The sequence below is a fragment of the Intrasporangium mesophilum genome (assembly GCF_054783095.1).
The window spans coordinates 1-18,920 of the sequence record NZ_BAAGRF010000056.1 but is presented as its reverse complement, the minus strand read 5'-3'; the positions used below and the strand labels follow the sequence as shown (position 1 = coordinate 18,920).

The window sequence follows — 18,920 nt, the reverse complement described above, 5'->3', positions numbered from 1 at the left end:
CGTGTCCGAGGCCGCCCAGACGCCCGACCAGCAGAACGACACCACCCCCGACACGCTCGGCGCGACCCCTACGGACCCGCCCGTCGCTCCCTCCCCTCCTTCCACTCCGTCCACGGTGCCCTCGGCCACCGCGATCGACACGCGCCCCAACGGCGTCGACTACGACGCGAGCGCGATCACCGTGCTCGAAGGACTCGAGGCCGTGCGCAAGCGCCCGGGCATGTACATCGGCTCGACCGGTGAGCGCGGTCTGCACCACCTCGTCTACGAGATCGTCGACAACTCGGTCGACGAGGCCTTGGCCGGGTTCGCCGACACGATCGACGTCACCCTGCTGGCCGACGGCGGAGTCCGGGTCAAGGACAACGGTCGTGGCATCCCGACCGACATCCACCCGGTCGAGAAGATCAGCGCCGTCGAGCTCGTCCTGACCCAGCTGCACGCCGGCGGCAAGTTCGGCGGCGGCGGGTACAAGGTGTCCGGTGGCCTGCACGGCGTCGGATCCTCCGTCGTCAACGCGCTGTCGACCAAGCTCAAGGCCGCGGTCCGCCAGAAGGGCCACGTGCATCGGATGAGCTTCTCGATGGGCGTCCCTGACGGGCCGCTGCGCGAGGAGGAGGCGACCGACGAGACAGGCACGACCATCACGTTCTGGGCCAACCCGGACATCTTCGACTCGGTCGACTACGACTTCGAGACGCTCCGGGCACGGTTTCAGCAGATGGCGTTCCTCAACAAGGGTCTGACGATCAACCTCGTCGACGAGCGCGTCGACCAGGCCGACGCAGCGGAGGAGGACCTCGACGACCTGGAGGCCGACCTCACCGAGGTCGAGGAGGAGGGCGACAACGGGCACGACGTCCCGGCGGCCGAGAAGAAGAAGCTCAAGGCCAAGAAGGTCACCTACCGCTATGACGGAGGCCTCGTCGACTACGTCAACCATCTCAACAGCAGCAAGCGCACCGAGCCGGTGCACCCCGAGGTCATCTCGATCGAGGTCGAGGACGAGGCCAGGTCGCTCAGCCTCGAGCTCGCGATGCAGTGGACGACCGCCTACAGCGAGTCGGTCCACACCTACGCCAACACGATCAACACCCACGAGGGCGGCACGCACGAGGAGGGTTTCCGTGCGGCGATGACCAAGCTCATCAACGAGTTCGCCCGCAAGCAGAACCTCCTCAAGGACAAGGAGGAGAACCTCACCGGCGACGATGTTCGCGAGGGTCTCACCGCGGTCATCTCGGTCAAGCTCGGAGAGCCGCAGTTCGAGGGCCAGACGAAGACGAAGCTCGGCAACTCCGAGGTCAAGGGCTTCGTCCAGCGCGCGATGACCGACGAGTTCGGGCACTGGCTCGAGGCCCACCCCAACGAGGGCAAGGACATCGTCCGCAAGTCGATCCAGGCCGCGGCGGCCCGGATGGCGGCCCGCAAGGCGCGCGAGGCGACACGGCGAAAGGGCCTGCTGGAGTCCGGTGGCCTTCCGGGCAAGCTCAAGGACTGCCAGAGCAAGGACCCCAGCATCTCCGAGGTCTTCATCGTCGAGGGCGACTCCGCCGGCGGGTCGGCCACGCAGGCGCGCAATCCGCGCACGCAGGCGATCCTGCCGATCCGCGGCAAGATCCTCAACGTCGAGAAGGCGCGGATCGACAAGATCCTGGCCAACAACGAGGTGCAGGCCCTCATCTCGGCGTTCGGCACCGGGATCGGCGAGGACTTCGACCTGGCCAGGGCGCGCTACCACAAGATCGTGCTCATGGCCGATGCGGACGTCGACGGCATGCACATCCGCACCCTCCTGCTGACGCTGCTCTTCCGCTTCATGCGCCCGCTCATCGAGGCTGGCTACGTCTACCTCGCGCAGCCGCCGCTCTACCGGATCCGCTGGGCGAACGCCCCGGCCCACCAGTTCGCGTACAGCGACCGGGAGCGCGACGGCCTGATCGAGCTGGGCAAGGCCCGGGGGTGGCGCCTTCCGAAGGACAACCCGGTCCAGCGCTACAAGGGCCTCGGCGAGATGAACTTCCAGGAGCTCGGCGAGACGACCATGGACCCGGAGACGCGGACCCTGCTGCAGGTGACGCTCGACGATGCGGCCAAGGCGGACGAGGTGTTTGCGGTGCTCATGGGCGAGGACGTCGAGTCGCGTCGCACCTTCATCCAGAAGAACGCCCGCGACGTGAAGAACCTCGACGTGTGAACCCATGGGGCTCACGGCCGCGAACGGCCTGAGCCCCGACCCCCGAAAAGCCCACCAGGCTGGGACCTCCAGGCTCGACCACGTCGACCCACCGGAATACCTCAGCATGGACTGCACGAAGCGTATTGAGAGACAAAGGGACCTGACGTGAGCGACGACCTGCCTCCCATCGACGGAGACGACGTCAACGAGACGCCCGACGAGACGCCCGACGAGACGCCCGACGACCTCGGCTCGGAACCGGAGGACGAGGGGGACCCGAACGCCACGGCGGTGATCGCGCGGGAGCCCGGTGAGCACGACCGGGTGGAACCGGTGGACCTCAACACCGAGATGCAGCGCTCGTACATCGAGTACGCGATGTCGGTCATCGTCAGCCGTGCGCTGCCCGACGTCCGTGACGGCCTGAAGCCGGTGCACCGGCGCATCGTGTACGCGATGTACGACGGCGGGTACCGGCCCGACCGGGGCTACAACAAGTGTGCCCGCGTCGTCGGCGATGTCATGGGCCACTACCACCCGCACGGCGACACCGCGATCTATGACGCCCTGGTGCGCCTGGTCCAGGACTGGTCGCTGCGCTACCCGCTTGTCGACGGCCAGGGCAACTTCGGCTCGCGCGGCAACGACGGTGCGGCCGCCCCGCGGTACACCGAGTGTCGGATGGCCTCGATCGCCATGGAGATGGTCCGCGACATCGAGCAGGACACCGTCGACTTCGTCCCCAACTACGACGGCAAGACGATGCAGCCGTCCGTACTGCCGAGCCGCTTCCCGAACCTGCTCGTCAACGGCTCGGCAGGGATCGCCGTGGGGATGGCGACCCAGATCCCGCCGCACAACCTGCGCGAGGTCGCGGCCGGCGCGCAGTTCCACCTCCAGAACCCCGAGCTGCCCCGGGAGGAGCTGCTCGAGCACCTGCTCGGCATCATCAAAGGCCCCGACTTCCCGACCGGCGCAACGATCGTGGGCCAGCGCGGCATCGAGGACGCCTACCGCACTGGACGCGGCTCCATCCTCATGCGGGCCGTCGTCAACGTCGAGGAGGTCGGCAACCGACAGGCACTGGTTGTCACCGAGCTTCCGTACCAGGTCAACCCCGACATGCTGGCGCAGAAGATCGCCGACCTCGTCAAGGACGGCAAGGTCGCGGGCATCGCCGACCTCGAGGACCACACCTCGGGGCGCAACGGCTTGCGACTGGTCATCCTGCTCAAGCGCGACGCCGTCGCCAAGGTCGTGCTCAACAACCTCTACAAGCACACCCAGCTGCAGACGACGTTCGGCGCGAACATGCTCGCGCTCGTCGACGACGTCCCCCGCACCCTGCCGCTCGACGCGTTCATCCGGCACTGGGTGGATCACCAGATCGAGGTCATCGTCCGGCGTACGACGTTCCGGCTCCGCCGGGCGGAGGCTGAGATCCACATCCTGCGTGGTCTGCTCAAGGCGCTCGACCGCCTGGACGACGTCATCGCGCTGATCCGCGGCTCCCGCACCGTCGACATCGCCCGCACCGGCCTCATCGAGATGCTCGAGATCGACGAGGACCAGGCCAACGCGATCCTCAACATGCAGCTGCGCCGGCTCGCAGCCCTCGAGCGCGAGCGGCTGCAGCAGGACCACGACGCGCTGCAGGTGCAGATCGATGAGTACAACGCGATCCTCGCCTCGCCCGAGTGGCAGCGGCAGATCGTCTCGGAGGAGCTGCAGGCCATCGTCGACAAGTACGGCGACGAGCGGCGCACGACGATCATGCCGTTCGACGGCGACATGTCGATGGAGGACCTCATCCCCGAGGAGGACGTCGTCGTCACGATCACCCGGGGCGGGTACGCCAAGCGCACGCGCGTCGACCAGTACCGCTCCCAGCGGCGCGGCGGCAAGGGTGTGCGCGGCGCGACGCTGCGCGGGGAGGACGTCGTCGAGCACTTCTTCACGACGACGACCCACCACTGGCTGCTCTTCTTCACCAACCTCGGCCGCGTCTACCGGGCCAAGGCGTACGAGCTGCCCGAGGGGTCGCGCGACAGCAAGGGCCAGCACGTGGCGAACCTGCTCGCCTTCCAGCCCGGTGAGCAGATCGCCCAGGTGCTCGCGATCAAGGACTACCAGTCGGCCGACTATCTCGTGCTCGCCACCGGTGGTGGTCTGGTCAAGAAGACGCGCCTGCAGGACTACGACTCGAACCGCTCGGGCGGGCTGATCGCGATCAACCTGCGCGACGGCGACGAGCTGGTGGGCGCTGGGCTCTCCTCGAGCCGCGACGACCTGCTGCTCGTGTCGCGCAAGGGCCAGTCGCTGCGGTTCACGGCGACCGACTCGGCGCTGCGGCCGATGGGGCGGTCCACGTCCGGCGTGACCGGCATGAAGTTCCGGCCCGGCGACGACCTGCTGGCCATGTCGGTCGTCGAGGAGGGCGAGGAGCTCGACGTCTTCGTCGTCTTCGAGAACGGCCTGGCCAAGCGCACCCCGGTCTCCGAGTACCGCCTCCAGGGCCGTGGCGGCTTGGGCATCCAGGTCGCGAAGCTCTCCGAGAAGGGCGGTGACCTGGTCGGCGCGCTGACCGTCGTCGACACCGACGAGGTCATGGTCGTCATGGAGAAGGGCAAGATCGTGCGGTCCCGGGTCGACGAGGTGCGTCACACCGGCCGGTCCACGCAAGGGGTGCGGTTCGCGACGCCTGACAAGGGTGACGCGATCGTCGCGGTGGCCCGAAACGCCGAGGCGGCGGTGGCCTCCGAGGTGGGCATCGACCCCGAGGGGGCCGACGTGGGCGACGGTGCCGGCGGAGGCGACAGGGCCGACGGAGGCGACGCGCCCGGCGGAGGAGCGGAAGGCGCCCCTGGAACGGGCGAAGGTAGCACTTCGGACACGACAAGCGTGTCGGAGGGCTCCACTCCGGGAGCGTCCGTTACGGTTCCTGGGCCCGATGGCGTACCGTCAGACGAAACCTCGACAATCGAGGACAGTTCGTCCGATGGCGACAACGGAGGTGACGAATGAGCACGACGAGCTCTGATGGGCCGTTCGGTGCGACCGGATACGGGACCAGCCCGGCCCTGAGCAGTGGCTCGACGTCGCCGAGCTCGACGAGCAGCTCTTCGGGTGCGTCCGGCTCGACAGGAGCCTCGCGTGAGTCCACGTCGGGGTCATCCGGTTCGTCTGATGCGTCCGGCACGGCTGGCTCCGGCGACTACTCGTCGAACGGCGCGGGCTACTACGGCACGAACGGCTCGCCGTACAGCTCGAGCGCGGCCGGCACCGGCTCGTCGAGCAGCTACAGCTCTGGCTCGAGCTCCTCGAGCGGCTACAGCTCTTCGGCGTACGGCGCCACCGGCTCGACGACCCCGATCAGCACGCCCGGGTCCACTGGCACGGGCAGCACCTCCGGCGCTCCTGACAACGGTGGCACCGAGCTGTCCCGCGGCGCGGTGACCACGCGCACCGCTCCGACTGCGCGGGTGTCGCCCGGTGCCGGCGGAGCTGCCGGTGCTGGCGGCGCGCGCGCCGCGGCGGGCTCGCGGACGGCCAGCACGGCGGCAGCGCGCAAGCACCGTGGCCCTCGCCGGGTGCGCCTCGCCGTGGCTCGAGTCGACCCGTGGTCAGTCATGAAGATGAGCTTCCTGCTCTCGGTCGCCCTCGGCATCGCCGGCGTCGTCCTCACGGCTGTGCTGTGGATGATCCTGTCGACGATGAACGTGTTCACCGACGTCGAGGGCGTGCTCCAGTCGCTCCAGACGACGACGTCCGACCCGTTCTCGATCAAGGACTACGTCGGCTTCGGCCGGGTCGTGTCCCTGTCGATCGTCATTGGGGTCATCGACGTGATCCTCATGACCGCGATCGCGACCGTCATGGCATTCCTCTACAACATCTGCTCCGCGCTCGTCGGAGGCGTGCAGCTCACCCTCACCGACGACTGACGCCACCCCTGCCGACCCCGGCCCCGCTGGGACGGTGGCGTATGCCGTGACCCCGCCTCCCGGCATACCTCGGGGCTCGCGGTCGCCGGCCGACTGCGCCCGCGCGTCGGGCTGACCTAGGTGCGTCGCGTTGAGGCATCGCATCGAGGTCAGGCCGGCGCTTCTGGGGAGCTGTTCGGTCCGGGGGTCGCTGGGACGTGGCAGCGGCTCGACTGTGGCAGCGGGGCTGGGCCGTTTTGGTGCAGGCGAGGGGCATCGGGTAACGTTTCCCCTCGCGTCCGGTCATCAGGACCACCGTGTTCGATCGGTCGCGCGAAGGTGACGATGGGCCTATAGCTCAGACGGTTAGAGCGCTTCCCTGATAAGGAAGAGGTCGGAGGTTCAAGTCCTCCTAGGCCCACCATCACCACCACCGCGGAAGGGGATCCTCGAATGGTGAAGCGTCTACTCCTCATCGGTGCAGCCGTTGCCGGCGTCGTGTTCCTGCGCCGGAAGGCGCGTCAGCAGCAGGCCGAGCAGGACCTGTGGACGCAGGCCACGGACGACGTCGACACGTCGACCGCTGCGCCCGCACCTGCACCGGAGCCCGTCGCCGAAGCGACGGAGCCCGTACCGACACCGGCAGCTCCTACTGCCACAGACGAGGCAACGACCTCGTCCTGATCCAGCCAGGGCCTCTGGCCCGCTGGACCAGGGGCCATGGCGCAATTGGTAGCGCACCTGCTTTGCAAGCAGGGGGTTAGGGGTTCGAGTCCCCTTGGCTCCACCACAGGTCAGAGGCCCTTTTCCGATTTCGGAGAGGGCTTCTTTCATGCCCATACCCCAGAAAAGTACTGCAGCGGCGATCGTTGCCATTGTGCAGTTCCGGTTCATGCTTGACCATTGGGTTCCGGCTCCTGCCTTCCAGGTTCAGGACGCGGGTTCGGTTCCTGCGCGACAGTCGTTCCGGTAGGTGCGTGACAGTCCTGCCGAAGGTCCTGCCCCTGTGAGCGGTTGCTGTGCTGTCGCGGTGCGCTCTTTCGTGGCCCTGAACGGGGGTCGCGGAAGGAGCGCGTGAATGTTGCGGGAGCTGGGCGTGAGCGAGCTGCGGTACCGGGCGGTGCTGGAGGTGTTGGACGGGGCGACGGTCACCGAGGTCGCCCGCCGGTTCGGGGTGGCTCGTCAGACGGTGCACGTGTGGTTGCGTCTGTACGCAATGGACGGGGCGGTGCTGAACCTGCAGGACCGGTCCTCGCGGCCGCACACGTGTCCGCATCAGATGCCGGCGGTGGTGGAGGCGCGGGTGCTGACGATCCGCGATGCGAACCCGCGGTGGGGTCCGGACCGGATCTGGTACCAGCTGCAGCGCGAGGGCATCGTGCCGGTTCCGGGTCGGTCGGGGGTGTACCGGGCGCTGGTACGTAACGGCCGGATCGACCCGGCGCGTCGGCGTCGTCGGCGCAGCGACTACCGGCGCTGGGAGCGGACCCGGCCGATGGAGCTATGGCAGATGGACGTGGTCGGTGGGGTGCACCTGGCCGGCTTGGCCGGCGGGGTCCAGGTGAAGGTGGTGAACGGGATCGATGACAACTCCCGGTTCGTTGAACCGCCCCGGGTTCAGTGGAGAGTCAGGTGTGCTTCCTCGACGGGTGCCGCGGAAGGGTTGCTGGCAGCGTAGTAGGCGGCCTCGAACTGCGCAGTGGGATGTCGTCACACCAGGAGTGCAGGCGTTCCCGGTTGTACCAGCCGACCCATTTGAGAACCTCGAACTCGACGTGCTCGAGGGTCCGCCATGGCCCCTGCCGTCTGATCAGCTTGGTCTTGAAGAGCCGGCTATGGATCAGTGCCGAGGCCTGCACGATCGCGTCCAAGGAACACCAAATTGAGGCTGTCGGGCAGCTCCTTGAGGCCGTCGTAGACGATGAAGAACACGTCGGCCACGCCACGGTTGCGCAGCTTGGTCAGCACGTTCATCCCGAGCCTGGCCTATGCACCGCCGCCTTTTGCCAGCGCCACTGCATGCCGCTACTTGTCGATCGCGCGCCGGATGGCCTCGAAAATGAAGAGGTAATCCATGGCAGATCGTGGTCGCCGGCCATCGACGGAGATGCCTTTGAGGCATTCCCGCCAAGCTCGCTCGAGGGCCTCAGGCGTCGTGCGCCAGGACTTTGCGTCGGCCTCGATCGATGACTCGAACTGTGGTGAGGCGAGCAGCGTGGTGAGCGCCTCAGGGAGCGTCTCGGTCGGCAACTTCGAAGTCTCGCTCGGTCCCAGCAAGTCCTCCACGGTGATGTTCAGGGCCAGGGCGATCTGTCGCACCTTATCGAGTGTCGGGTTAGAAAGGACGCCCCTCTCGAGGTCCGACAGGTAGGTGATCGAGACGCCTGTCTGCTCGAAGACGTCACGGAGGGTCATCGCCTGGTCACGACGGGCAGCGCGAAGGCGGCGACCCAACTCCGTCGCCTCGCTGCGGGGCTTCGCGGTCCCTCGACCCTGGGTGGACTTAGGCACCATCGCTCCGATTCGTTGTGGCAGAAGTTGTGACTGCAGGTTCCGTTGACACCGTAGCGAAACTGTGCGATCGTCGCAACTCCCGGCACCAGCCGGACCGTTGTTCAGATCTGCGAGGGGTCACCAATGAGGTCGTTGCAGGAGTACTTCCACCTGACCAAGGACGCGTTCGATATCGATCCCTTCCGGGACGCCGACGCCTACTTTGGCTACCAGCCGTTGCAGGACAAGATCATGCAGCGGCTCGCGGCCGACTTCGTACAGCAGCGTCACGTCCCGAAGTTCTTCCTGTTCGGGCGGTACGGCAGCGGCAAGACACATACGCTGAGCCACATCCGCCATGCGCTCAAGAACGACGCGGAGTTCGTTGGCGTGTTCCAACCTACCGAGCCCATCTACACCGAAGTTCCGCCGCTCAAGGGTCGAGAGACCTGGCACAAGATGCACGAACATCTCCTGGATGCGATCGGGAAGTCGCTGATCAAGGACGCCATCAAAGCACTGATGGCGGAGGCATCGATGGCAGACCCAGGTGCGGCAGGAGACGTTCCCGCAGCTCTCGAAGCCCGCGAGGTGCTGCGGTTCGGAGACGCCTCTCTGCGCACGAGTCAGGCGAGCATCTTCCGGGCCATGCTCTTCGGCGGGAACCAGGAAGTGGTCGCTTGGGAGTGGCTGAAGGGGAAGCCGCTGAGCACCGACCAAGCAACAACCCTGGGGACCGAGACGAACCTCACCGAACCCTCCGACTACGTCAACGCGCTCCTCAACGTGGCCAGCCTGATCCACAAGGGCCTTGGACGGAAGGTCGTCATACTGCTCGACGAGGCCGAGATGTTCCGCTCGGTCACGCACGCTGACTCGCATCAGGAGTTCCTGTGGGCCGTCCGCAGGCTGATGGAGAACGAAAATGACGTTCTCGGCCTCATCGCTGGCTTCCAGCAGGAGGGCGGGATGGGTGACGCTCCTGAAGTGTTCACTGATGACTCCGTTAAGACACGCGTCGGCGATGACGGCTACATCGACCTCGGCGACCTCGTCCAGGAAGAGGTCGACGTTAAGGCGTTCATGGCGAGCGTGCTCGATCGACTGGTCGACCAGGACGCCGCGCGGGTCACGATCGCCAATGAGGGACTCCCCACCGAGCCCGAGTTCTTCCCGTTCACCGAAGAGGTGGTGGATCGCATCGCCGAGTTCATCATCGAGGACCCAGAGCGGCAGAGCCCGAGGAACATCAAGAGCCTGCTGGCGTCCGCAGTGGTGCGGACGTGGCAGGAAGGGGCCAACACCTCGAGCACCTTGCTTTGCGACACGGACCTGGTCGAGAAGGTCCTCTACCCCAACGACCTCTCGCTGTGAGCCGCAAGTTTCGTGCTGAGCCACCGTTGGCCCGGCGCAGCAAGAACGTGGAACTGGGCGATCTCACCGAATGGGCGCACCTCGGCAGGCTCGCAGAACTCGGGCCCCGCAAGGCTGTGCGACTCGGTGTCGGCATGGAACGCGTCCTCGCCATCGTGGGCAAGCGTGGCTCAGGCAAGTCATTCACGCTCGGCAGCGTCCTCGAGAGCTTGTCTACGACCGAGCCGGCCACAACTATCGGCAGTATTTCGAAGGAGCGCGGCGTGCTCCTCTTCGACACGCTGAACATCTTCCAGTGGATGGGCCGAGCGGTTGCGGACGATACACCTTCAGCCCACATCGCCGAACAGGCTCGTGCCCTGCGAGCGTGGTCGCTCGATACCGTTCCCATCGACGTCGACCTGTGGGTGCCCTCAGGCTACGAGGATCGCCTTCACCAGGCGGCCCTGCCGTTCCGCATCCGCACGAGCGACATGACAGCCGGCGATTGGACTGCGCTCATGGGCCTGGATGCAGTCCAAGACGTCATGGGGCAGCTCGTGACTGCTGTTCTGGACAAAGTCGTGCGGCGCGGCTGGACCAAGGCCGACGGGACAGCGATCGCGGCACAGCCCGACTATGCGATCTCGAATCTCCTCGAATGCCTCGCCGAGGATCCCGACCTTCAGGCCGACTACATGCCCGGAAGCATCCGTGCGATCAGGCAGCGGCTTACCTCCTACGACGCCTCGCCGCTCTTCGCCTCGACAGGCACGACTTTGGCTGAATTGGTCCAGCCCGGACGCCTTTCGGCGCTCCTGCTCTCTGGCGTCCCCGACGACGTGCGGATGGTGTGCATCTTCCTCACCATACGCAAGCTTCTCCAGGCCCGCGCCGACGCGTCGGAGGCAGCCAAGTCGATCCGCCTCGGCGCCCTCGATGCGGAGCACGCGGCCAAGGCTCGCGCAACCGTTTTAGCCGCACCTCCCAAGTCCTGGGTGGTGATCGATGAGGCTCAGAACGTCTTCCCGAGCGAGCGGCAAACGGCCGCGTCAGCGACGCTTCTACGGTTCGTGAGGGAAGGTCGGAACTTCGGACTCTCCCTTGCTTTTACAACGCAACAGCCAACGGCCTTGGATCCTCGGATCATGGCTCAGGTGGACACAATGCTGGTGCACACGCTCACCGTCCAGAAGGACATCGCGGCTGTGCTAAGCAACCTCAAGTCCAAGGAGCCGGTCCGTATCGAACTGAACAGTCGCCCCCTCTCTACCGCCGATGCGATCCGCGACCTCGACGTGGGTCAGTGCCTCGTCTCAAGCGTGGACGCCGATCGAGCGTTCTTCATGGACGTGCGCCCCCGGGTCTCGGTCCACGGGGGGTTCGAGGGTTGACTATGCGTTGGCTAGCGGCAGGTCGGGTGAGTTCTCAGCGAGTTGGCGCATGGCTCGCGGTCATCGCGGCCGTCCAGGACGGACATCCGCGGACATCAGAGGCTGCGGCCAAGCTCACCAGAGAACTGCTGGCCAAGCCAGTTGCGATCACACCCGATCTGGCCGGAAACGTGTGGGACTACGTGCAGGGGCAGCACCTCTGGGAGCGCTATCGCGGACTGCGAGGCGGAACCAATCACGACCTCGCCGGAAAGCACATCGAGGTGCAGGACGCGTGGTTGTCCGACCCAGCGCTCCCGGCGGCGTCTGGTGCGATCACCGACAAGGTCGCGGACGAGCCCGTGCTTCTCGCCGCCGGGCTGAAACTCGTACGGGACAAGAACCACACCCTTACCGACCGAGGGAGAGCGCTCGCGTTAGCCGGACGCGCACAACTGGGCGGGCTCACGTCGGCGGATCTGGCGTCCAACCCGTTCATCATCACCCCGGGCGTGCGGGTCATTGCCCTACACGCCCTGGTCGACGCAGACTTCGATTTTCTTCAGGCGTTCTATTCGGGGCTCATCGAGCGCGACGGAAGGACCCAATTCAGCCGCATGGAGGTCGCGATGGGACTCGGCGAGACCTGTCAAGCACTCCGCGTCTTATGGGCCAAGCGAGCCAGGACCGCGGCTGACCGTGAGCGAGTGCGTCGCCTGGCCGCGCTCGCGAAGACCATTCCAAAAGCCAAAGAGAGTAAGACGTGGGGCGGGGGCCGCACACCCGACCAACTAGCCACCGTCCGCCTTGAACCCCTAGTGGATCTCGGCTTGCTTCGCCGGAGGGACAGGTTCAAGTACGAGTACGAGCTCGACTCCGCCAATCCCTTCTTCCGCCACCTGCTCGCGGCCACATCGGCAGAAGCCTTCTTGGAGAGTGAACTTGTGAGGTCACTGACGGCTGCCTGGGGTACGAGCCACAGTCGAGCAACTTCGGACGAGGTGTGGGAGCGAATCGTCGCAGCCCACGCTGAGCTGAAGACGGGAATGGGGTACGCCTCCGCGAGGGAGTTGGTGCTGCTGGCGATCGCCCGGGGGCTCGATGACGGCTCAACGTACTTCGAAGTGGGCGAGGGCCTCGATGTGATCCGCGACAAGCAGAAGCAGGACCCGCGTCGCATCCGGTACGGAGGCGCCCGGGGTGGCGGCATGTCTTATGTGAAGATCGGTTCTTCGGGGAGGACCTGGAATGGGTGACGGAAATTTCGAGCACGTGAACCTGCGGGCGTGGCCGTTTAACGTTGTGGCTAACCACGACTCGGCCGAGGTGTGGGTTGGCCGACCGGATGCCCTCAAGCGGATCAGGCGCCTCGTCCGCGGAGCCACTCGCGTTGGCGCCTCCCAGATCGTGTTCCTCTGGGCAAGCTTTGGATCGGGCAAGACCCACGCCCTGCGCTACATGCAGCGACAAGCAGAGGCCGAGGCTGGCCTCGAGCCCTTATACGTGGTGGTGCCACGAGGCATCAAGAGTTTCAAGGGTATCTATCAGTCCATTATCGACGAGGCCGCCACGTCAGGCCTGCTCGCCCGCCTCGGGGGCGACCTGTTCGCCACGGTCGGCGGTGACCCCGAGGACGACCTGTCGCGTGCCCTCGTGCGCATCTTCGCCGGCGGGGCGCAGGCGAGAACGGCACAGAACTGGCTGCGGGGTGAGAAACTGCCGATGGCAGAGCTACGTGCAGTCGGGCTCGGGCGTCGCCTTGAGACGGTGGCGGACGTAATCACGGTTCTCAACGACCTCGTGGCGCTCGTAGCGTCCCGCCAAGGGCATCTGCTGCTGCTCCTGGACGAGGTGCAGGAACTGGGGGAGCTTCCCGCCAAGCAGTTGGCGGAGAGCGTGGGCGGCATCCACAAGGTGTTCGACCGGAACTCCACCGGGTTGACGGTCGTCCTCGCATTCACCACTGGAGCGAAGAGCACCGTCCGCAACATCATCGGCGAAACGATCTACGACCGCGCGTCGGAGACGATCGATCTCCCACCGCTATCGGCAGAGCAGGGCCTAGAACTGATCTCGGGTCTCTTAAGCGAGTGGGCCATCGATCGGTCTCGTGCGCCATGGCCGTTTACGGAGGAAGCGCTCGTGGCGCTTGTCGCCCAGCTCGACATCTCGCACACGGCCCTCACGCCCCGATCGCTTATCCACGCGTTCAACTCCGTCCTTCGGGATGCTGAGGACGACATCTGGGAGGGCGAGATCAACGAGATCTCTCCGGAGTACGCCCTCGCCGCCGCTCGGGCGGTCGCCGATGGCTCGGCCTAAAGCGTCGCCCCGCGACGTCGTGACCGCGCGGGACAGCCACGTCCTTCTCGGTGCCATTGGAGCACCACGGCTCAAGCCGGAGGCGGCGGTGCAGCGGGGCCTGATCGTCCGGCAGAAGGTCGAGGGCATGTGGATTTACGCCGTCGACGACGCCCTGATCGAGACGGCGATTCGCGAAATGGAAGGGCTATGCCTCGCCGAGGCACACAACGCCTTTCTCGGCCTCATCGCCCACCTGGCCGGTCGAGCCCGGAAGCACGTCAGCTGCACCCTGCACCCGCAGGCCGCGCAGCAGGTTCTGAAGCTCCACATTCGGCGAGGCACGTTCGGGGGCCTCGGGTTGCTCACCAAGCATTACGAGCCATACATCGCAGTGTTCGCAGAAGATGAACGCGAGGAGGTCGACCGGATTCTGAGGCTATCGGTGCAGCGCCTAGAGGAGTTCGGAGCCCTCGAGTCCGATGAAGTGCCACCGACAAACGCTCCCCGAGGGCAAAAGGTGTGGCGGGACGTAGTCCTGCGCCACCTCGAGTTCCAAGGTTGGGGCTGGATGGAGCAAGGCCGGCTCGTCGGCGGCTGCCCGTGAGCATAGAACGCCGCGCTCTCCCCAAGCTGAGCTATGTCGCCACCAGTGCAGGGCCGTGCCTGGTAAGCGCGTTGCTGCCTGGAGACGAACTGGTGCTTGTGAAGGGAGACGGCTCACTCGGGTCGGCGCCCATCACCGCCATCGAGGACATCGGTTTGGCACCGTGCGCCCACCTGCTCAGCAAGGCGGGCCACTTGGTCGCTCCCATTGGGAGCCGCATCACTTCCAGCACAGGACACCACACTGCCGAGGAACTCCTTGTCGAGTACCGCGCGTCTCGTCGTGTACGGCTCGAGATCATCTCGCACGCCGACCTCCCGCACGTCAGCAAGCTGGGGTCGGCCAGGATGGGAGCCGCGTCGGCGTTCGGGCTCTTCAATGGGCAGGTGCTGATTCCTCAGCCGGTTGCCACGCTCCGGGGACATGAGCGGGCGCTAGGGAATCTCCTTAAGACCTTCGACGAGCCGGTAGAGCGGGTACAGAGGGAGGGATGGCTCGTCCTGCGATCAGGCAGGCGGTTAGCCGACCTCGCGCCCGGGCGTCCCATGGACCTGGCGGCCGAAGCGAACCCTTTGACCACCCTGATGGCGTGGGAAGCCACCGGGGAAGGGTGGAGCATCCGGAGCCCACTCACGCGCGTCGCCTGGACCCAGCGCGCTCTGGCATCGCTTGCGGCGGCGGGGATTGGTGTGTCGGTCGCCTGGCAACCCGGATATCTGCCCGTCGAGGCGCGGATCGCGCTCGGGGCAGCCGTGCTGGGCCACTACGACGTCGTAGCGGCGCAATCTGGCGATGAACCGTGCCTGGGCGTCGACGTCGAAGGGAGAGGCGCCCTCGTTCTGGGTGGTGCCATGGTCGACGCAAGGTTTGATCCGGTACACCGGAGCAACGTTCAGACTTTCCGTTGACACCGGATACGGGTGAGCCGTATGGTTGCCTCATGACTCCGGTGAGAACGAAAGGTGCGGACGCTAGGCAAGGTTGCTTCTCGAAGGGGCGGACGCTCCACCTGGTCGACATCGAGAACCTGCTCGGCGACGCATACAGCAGCGAGGCGGCTGTCGCGGAGTTTCTAGCCCGATATCGCCACCGCCACGTTCAGTGCGGCGACCAGGTGGTCATCGCCGCTAACCCGCACCTGGGAGTGATTGCCAAGCTGGCCTGGCCCCAGGCCCTTGTCCGCTGGGCGAGGGGCCCTGACGGAGCGGACCAGGCCCTCATCAACGAAGCGAACCCGGCAGAGATCGGCCGACGCTTCGACCGACTCGTGGTCGCATCCGGTGACCACATCTTTGAGGCACTGGTCAAGCAGGTGCGCGCACTGGGCGTAGCCGTCTTGGTGGTCCACCGCCCCGGCTCGCTCTCGAAGCGCCTCAGGAGAAGCACCACCACGGTGGCCTTGGAGGCACCCGTCGCATTGGATTTGGAGGCGGCGTGACAGCGGCCAAGGGTCGGGAGGCGGCCTGCGGGGTGCTCGTAAGGGATCGTTCCGTCGAGATAGGCCGCCTGGTTCTGGACGATCAGGTGGTGGTCGATGCCGTTCGCACCGCGTTTGACGCGGGCGGCCCGGACGAAGTCCACGGCATGGTCTGCTCGGCCCTGTACATCGGCGTCAGAGCGATGGCCGACGCGAGCGGACGACTCGACTCCGTGGCCCTACAGGAGCACGTGCAGCGGCTGGGGGTGCGGGTCGACGGTGCCACTTCCGCGGCGGTCGAGGCCGTCCGGCTCGCCGTCGAGCGGGCAGTGACCGAGGACAGGCGCGGAGCTCGTGTCAGGAAGCCTAGCTGATTTTGGCTTTCTGATTGCTTGGCGCAGGTGGTTCCTCTGTCCCACGTCCGCTGGCCGATGCCGGTGAGCCACTCGAGCGGGGCAGAGATCGCGACCCGAGTTGGCAGCGCCGACAGGCAGGTCATTCCGCGATCCAACGGTCGACGTGCCACAACTTCCGCGGTTTCGCACCATGGCTATGGATCCTGCGCCACCATCAGGACGTGGCATCTGGACCCTGGACTGACGAAGAGATCCGCGTGACGGTCGACGTCTACTTCCGGATGTTGACGCTTGAGCTGGCCGGGGAGAGATACACCAAGACCGAGTTCCGCCGCGAGGTAGAACGTGACGTGGCTCGATCCTCGGGCGCCATCGAATACAAATTCAACAACGTCTCGGCGGTTCTCGACGAGATGGGCGCCGTTTGGATTCCCGGCTACAAGCCGCTGCGCAATGTGCAAGATCGCCTCCGCACCGTTGTGCGGGAGCGGTTCGAGGCGGACGCCGACCTGCGTTCGTTCATGTTGAAGGCCATAGCGGACAGCGGCGTTGTCCGGTCCGAACTTGGGGCTGAGGTAGATCCGCCTGCTGCTGATTGGCCGAAGGGCCACCGCAGTCGCGTCGGCGTCCTCGATGTGAGCTTCGCAGCGATCGAGGCGGCGAACCGCGCGCTCGGTCGCGCAGGTGAAGAGACCGTGCTGAATGCTGAGCGAGAGCGCCTAAGCATCGGCGGGCGGAGCGACCTCGCCGCTGAGGTTCGCCACATTTCCGTGCTTGACGGCGATGGCCTGGGTTACGACATCCAGTCCTTCCATGCTCTGACAGACGAGCCAGTGTTCATCGAGGTCAAGACCACCCGGTACGCCAAGGAGGTGCCGTTCTACATCTCCGAGAACGAGGTAGAGGCGTCGAACGACCTCGGTCCGTCGTACCAGCTGTGGCGCTTGTACCGGTACGGCAAACCGGACAAGGGCTACTACAGACTGCCGGGCCCGTTGTCCCGGCATGCGCAGTTGAAGCCAGACACCTACCGGGGGCTGCCCTCAACCAGTACGGCCTAGGAGGCAGACGACCGCCAATACGGACGCTGGACGGCTTCGGGATCCTCGTGCCCGCAGAAGCGAAACGCCGTCCAGCCCGGGGCTCGCAGGCCCTTCGTTGTGTCGCATGACGAATGACATTTGCCTAGTCTTTCGGACCTACACGGCGCGTTCGACCGCGCGATTGTGCAGTGTTCTGGGCACGCGCGCCCGTAGCAGCCATCGATGAAGACGGCGATGGGCCGTTTAGTGAAGAGGATGTCGTCGGTCCGACGAAGCGAGGCTCCGGGCGATGCGCGACTCGGAAACATAGGCTCGCCGCGGGGGAGCCGTCGTCGTGCATCAGGCTGGGGCGACGTAACGGGACCCCTTCCTCTGCATGACCTTTGCGGGAGGCAAGATTGCTGGCCCAGCCCTTGTACGCAGCCATGCTATTCAGCACCCTCCCGCAGCAGATAGGTCCAACGCCCGGTTGCTCGCAGACTCATCGAGGCCGCTGGAACCTGGCGGCGAAAGACTCGGCGTCTTAAGTGACTTCCGTGAAACGAAGCATCCAGACAATCTCGTCCTGCGCGTGATCTTGCTGCGAAGGGAGCGACTTATCGGGGGCGCAACTTTTCGACTGCTTCTTTGATCGCCTCAAGACCTTCGCGAGTTACTGTTGAGCCTCCCCCGGATGGCGTGAGCCTACTATCAAAGACGTCGGCGCGGTACGGAAGGTTCGCGGCCGTCACTATGCGCTGCGCAAGCTCGGGCATCGTGCCGTTGGAGTCGAGTCCGAACCGCCTGCAGACCCCAACGAACAGCGACTTGTACACCGACGAGCCGACACCACGACCGGGATCGGGGATATTCGCGAGGCTCGCAATGGACGTGATCAGGCGTTCTTTGCTCACACCCTCACCATAGGGGGGAGGCGATGCCATGTCATGCAAACAGCCTTCCGCCGGCCTCGCACTGATGGATGGTGTAGGCCCGGTCGTCGTTAGCCAGACCGCCGTGAGCCCCTCTACTTCGACGGACGGGACGAACAGGCCCTCCATCACAAGGTCTCATACTCCGCGTCGTCATAAACGTCTCGCCTGCTCGAGCGCTCGCTCTGGGTCGTCTGTTATAACCCCGTCGATCCCATGCCTACGTGACTCAGCATCGTCGACGAGATCGATGCTGGCTCGATCCCGCCGACGATGTCGATCCCGCACGGCTGAATCGGGCCCGGCCGCTCGAACCGCACATACGCGCTCTTCCGCTTCTTCCGCGGCCGGGGCCGCAACAGGCCCTGCCGGATCAAGATCCGATCGATCGTGCGCTCGCAGGCACCACAACCCCCGCGACCGGATGGCGCATCAACTCCATCCGGTTCCGGCGCGACGCCCATCGCGGATGCCTGCGACGCATCTCCGTCACGGCAGCCTCGACCACCGATGCCACCTGCTGCGGGCACGACACCGGCCAATGCGACCGGTCCGCCAACCCCGCCAGCTGATCGGTCAGATACCGACCCACCCACCGATGCACCGTCGAGCGGTGCACCCCACACCCCGCCGCTACCTCGGTGACATCCGTACGCGCCAACACCGCTCGGACCGCGTCCAACCGCTGCTCCGCGAGAGACAAGACAACCAGCGCGAGTCCCGGCCTCCTCGAGTCCGGACGCCCACGGTGACTCCCGAACCCACGGTGCCGACCCACGCCCTGTGGCACATGAGCTGACGGTCGACTGTCGCGCATCACCCGACGGAGCGCAGACATATGCCGTGCCGATCCCGACAACTTTCTGTACGGCTTCAAGATGTGTCGACGACGCTCGAAAACGAGGCCATAGCGACGGTCGAAAACGAGGCCACCCAGACAGATTGGATGGGTGATCTCAGTGGA

The 18,920-nt window shown here is 65.8% G+C and carries 15 protein-coding genes, 2 tRNA genes and 3 pseudogenes; 16 read left to right on the top strand and 4 right to left on the bottom strand.

The genetic code is table 11. From position 1 onward, the window contains the following. Nucleotides 1-115 precede the first annotated feature (115 nt). The 7 genes and pseudogenes from gyrB to ACYVLP_RS23975 all read left to right on the top strand — a co-directional run. On the top strand, nucleotides 116-2,197 hold the full coding sequence (gene gyrB / locus ACYVLP_RS24005) for a DNA topoisomerase (ATP-hydrolyzing) subunit B (protein ID WP_460629819.1): 2,082 nt from the start codon (nucleotides 116-118) through the stop codon (nucleotides 2,195-2,197). A gap of 147 nt (nucleotides 2,198-2,344) precedes the next feature. After that, nucleotides 2,345-5,203, top strand: a complete 2,859-nt coding sequence (gene gyrA, locus ACYVLP_RS24000) for a DNA gyrase subunit A (protein ID WP_460629802.1) — start codon at nucleotides 2,345-2,347, stop codon at nucleotides 5,201-5,203. Further along, nucleotides 5,200-6,123: a DUF3566 domain-containing protein gene (locus ACYVLP_RS23995; RefSeq protein ID WP_460629801.1), complete on the top strand. Its 924-nt coding sequence runs from the start codon at nucleotides 5,200-5,202 to the stop codon at nucleotides 6,121-6,123. Before gyrA ends, ACYVLP_RS23995 begins: the two co-directional genes overlap by 4 nt. Before the next feature lie 326 nt (nucleotides 6,124-6,449). Further along, nucleotides 6,450-6,526: transfer RNA gene (locus tag ACYVLP_RS23990), tRNA-Ile, on the top strand. Between the two features lie 29 nt (nucleotides 6,527-6,555). Continuing rightward, nucleotides 6,556-6,786, top strand: coding sequence for a DLW-39 family protein (locus tag ACYVLP_RS23985; RefSeq protein ID WP_460629800.1), 231 nt, complete (start codon nucleotides 6,556-6,558; stop codon nucleotides 6,784-6,786). Nucleotides 6,787-6,816: 30 nt separating this feature from the next. Further along, a tRNA-Ala gene (locus ACYVLP_RS23980) sits at nucleotides 6,817-6,892 on the top strand. Between the two features lie 288 nt (nucleotides 6,893-7,180). Further along, a pseudogene (locus ACYVLP_RS23975) lies at nucleotides 7,181-7,720 on the top strand (helix-turn-helix domain-containing protein); the annotation flags it as partial. 254 nt (nucleotides 7,721-7,974) lie between these two features. On the opposite strand, the pseudogene ACYVLP_RS23970 reads toward ACYVLP_RS23975, so the two are convergent. Beyond that, nucleotides 7,975-8,073, bottom strand: a pseudogene (locus tag ACYVLP_RS23970) (transposase); the annotation flags it as partial. Between the two features lie 54 nt (nucleotides 8,074-8,127). Continuing rightward, nucleotides 8,128-8,616 (bottom strand): helix-turn-helix domain-containing protein, encoded by a 489-nt coding sequence (locus ACYVLP_RS23965; protein ID WP_460629799.1) that lies wholly within the window; start codon nucleotides 8,614-8,616, stop codon nucleotides 8,128-8,130. A gap of 132 nt (nucleotides 8,617-8,748) precedes the next feature. Between ACYVLP_RS23965 and ACYVLP_RS23960 the strand changes: the two genes are divergently transcribed. From ACYVLP_RS23960 to ACYVLP_RS23920, 9 genes are all read left to right on the top strand, one after another. Then, the gene (locus ACYVLP_RS23960) at nucleotides 8,749-9,969 is read left to right on the top strand and encodes a P-loop NTPase family protein (protein ID WP_460629798.1); all 1,221 of its coding nucleotides are present in this window, start codon (nucleotides 8,749-8,751) and stop codon (nucleotides 9,967-9,969) included. Further along, nucleotides 9,966-11,342, top strand: coding sequence for an ATP-binding protein (locus tag ACYVLP_RS23955; RefSeq protein WP_460629797.1), 1,377 nt, complete (start codon nucleotides 9,966-9,968; stop codon nucleotides 11,340-11,342). The genes ACYVLP_RS23960 and ACYVLP_RS23955 overlap by 4 nt, the downstream gene beginning before the upstream one ends. Nucleotides 11,343-11,368: 26 nt before the next feature. Beyond that, a complete protein-coding gene (locus ACYVLP_RS23950) occupies nucleotides 11,369-12,577 on the top strand; it encodes a hypothetical protein (RefSeq protein WP_460629796.1) in 1,209 nt (402 codons plus the stop codon). Next, a complete protein-coding gene (locus ACYVLP_RS23945) occupies nucleotides 12,570-13,643 on the top strand; it encodes an ATP-binding protein (protein ID WP_460629795.1) in 1,074 nt (357 codons plus the stop codon). The genes ACYVLP_RS23950 and ACYVLP_RS23945 overlap by 8 nt, the downstream gene beginning before the upstream one ends. Nucleotides 13,644-13,662: 19 nt before the next feature. After that, a complete protein-coding gene (locus tag ACYVLP_RS23940; protein WP_460629794.1) occupies nucleotides 13,663-14,229 on the top strand; it encodes a hypothetical protein in 567 nt (188 codons plus the stop codon). Nucleotides 14,230-14,321: 92 nt separating this feature from the next. Next, complete coding sequence (locus tag ACYVLP_RS23935) at nucleotides 14,322-15,137, top strand: hypothetical protein (protein WP_460629793.1); 816 nt, start codon at nucleotides 14,322-14,324, stop codon at nucleotides 15,135-15,137. Nucleotides 15,138-15,169: 32 nt separating this feature from the next. Further along, a complete protein-coding gene (locus ACYVLP_RS23930) occupies nucleotides 15,170-15,667 on the top strand; it encodes an NYN domain-containing protein (RefSeq protein ID WP_460629792.1) in 498 nt (165 codons plus the stop codon). Further along, a complete protein-coding gene (locus ACYVLP_RS23925) occupies nucleotides 15,664-16,020 on the top strand; it encodes a hypothetical protein (RefSeq protein ID WP_460629791.1) in 357 nt (118 codons plus the stop codon). Before ACYVLP_RS23930 ends, ACYVLP_RS23925 begins: the two co-directional genes overlap by 4 nt. A 239-nt stretch (nucleotides 16,021-16,259) precedes the next feature. After that, nucleotides 16,260-17,063: a protein NO VEIN domain-containing protein gene (locus ACYVLP_RS23920; RefSeq protein WP_460629790.1), complete on the top strand. Its 804-nt coding sequence runs from the start codon at nucleotides 16,260-16,262 to the stop codon at nucleotides 17,061-17,063. Between the two features lie 578 nt (nucleotides 17,064-17,641). Here ACYVLP_RS23920 and ACYVLP_RS23915 read toward each other — a convergent pair. Both ACYVLP_RS23915 and ACYVLP_RS23910 read right to left on the bottom strand, forming a co-directional pair. Further along, nucleotides 17,642-17,938 carry a hypothetical protein gene (locus tag ACYVLP_RS23915; protein WP_460629789.1) on the bottom strand — a complete coding sequence of 99 codons (297 nt, stop codon included), beginning with the start codon at nucleotides 17,936-17,938 and terminating at the stop codon, nucleotides 17,642-17,644. A 278-nt stretch (nucleotides 17,939-18,216) separates the two neighbouring features. Further along, nucleotides 18,217-18,734: pseudogene (locus ACYVLP_RS23910) on the bottom strand (helix-turn-helix domain-containing protein); the annotation flags it as partial. Nucleotides 18,735-18,920: the final 186 nt, after the last annotated feature.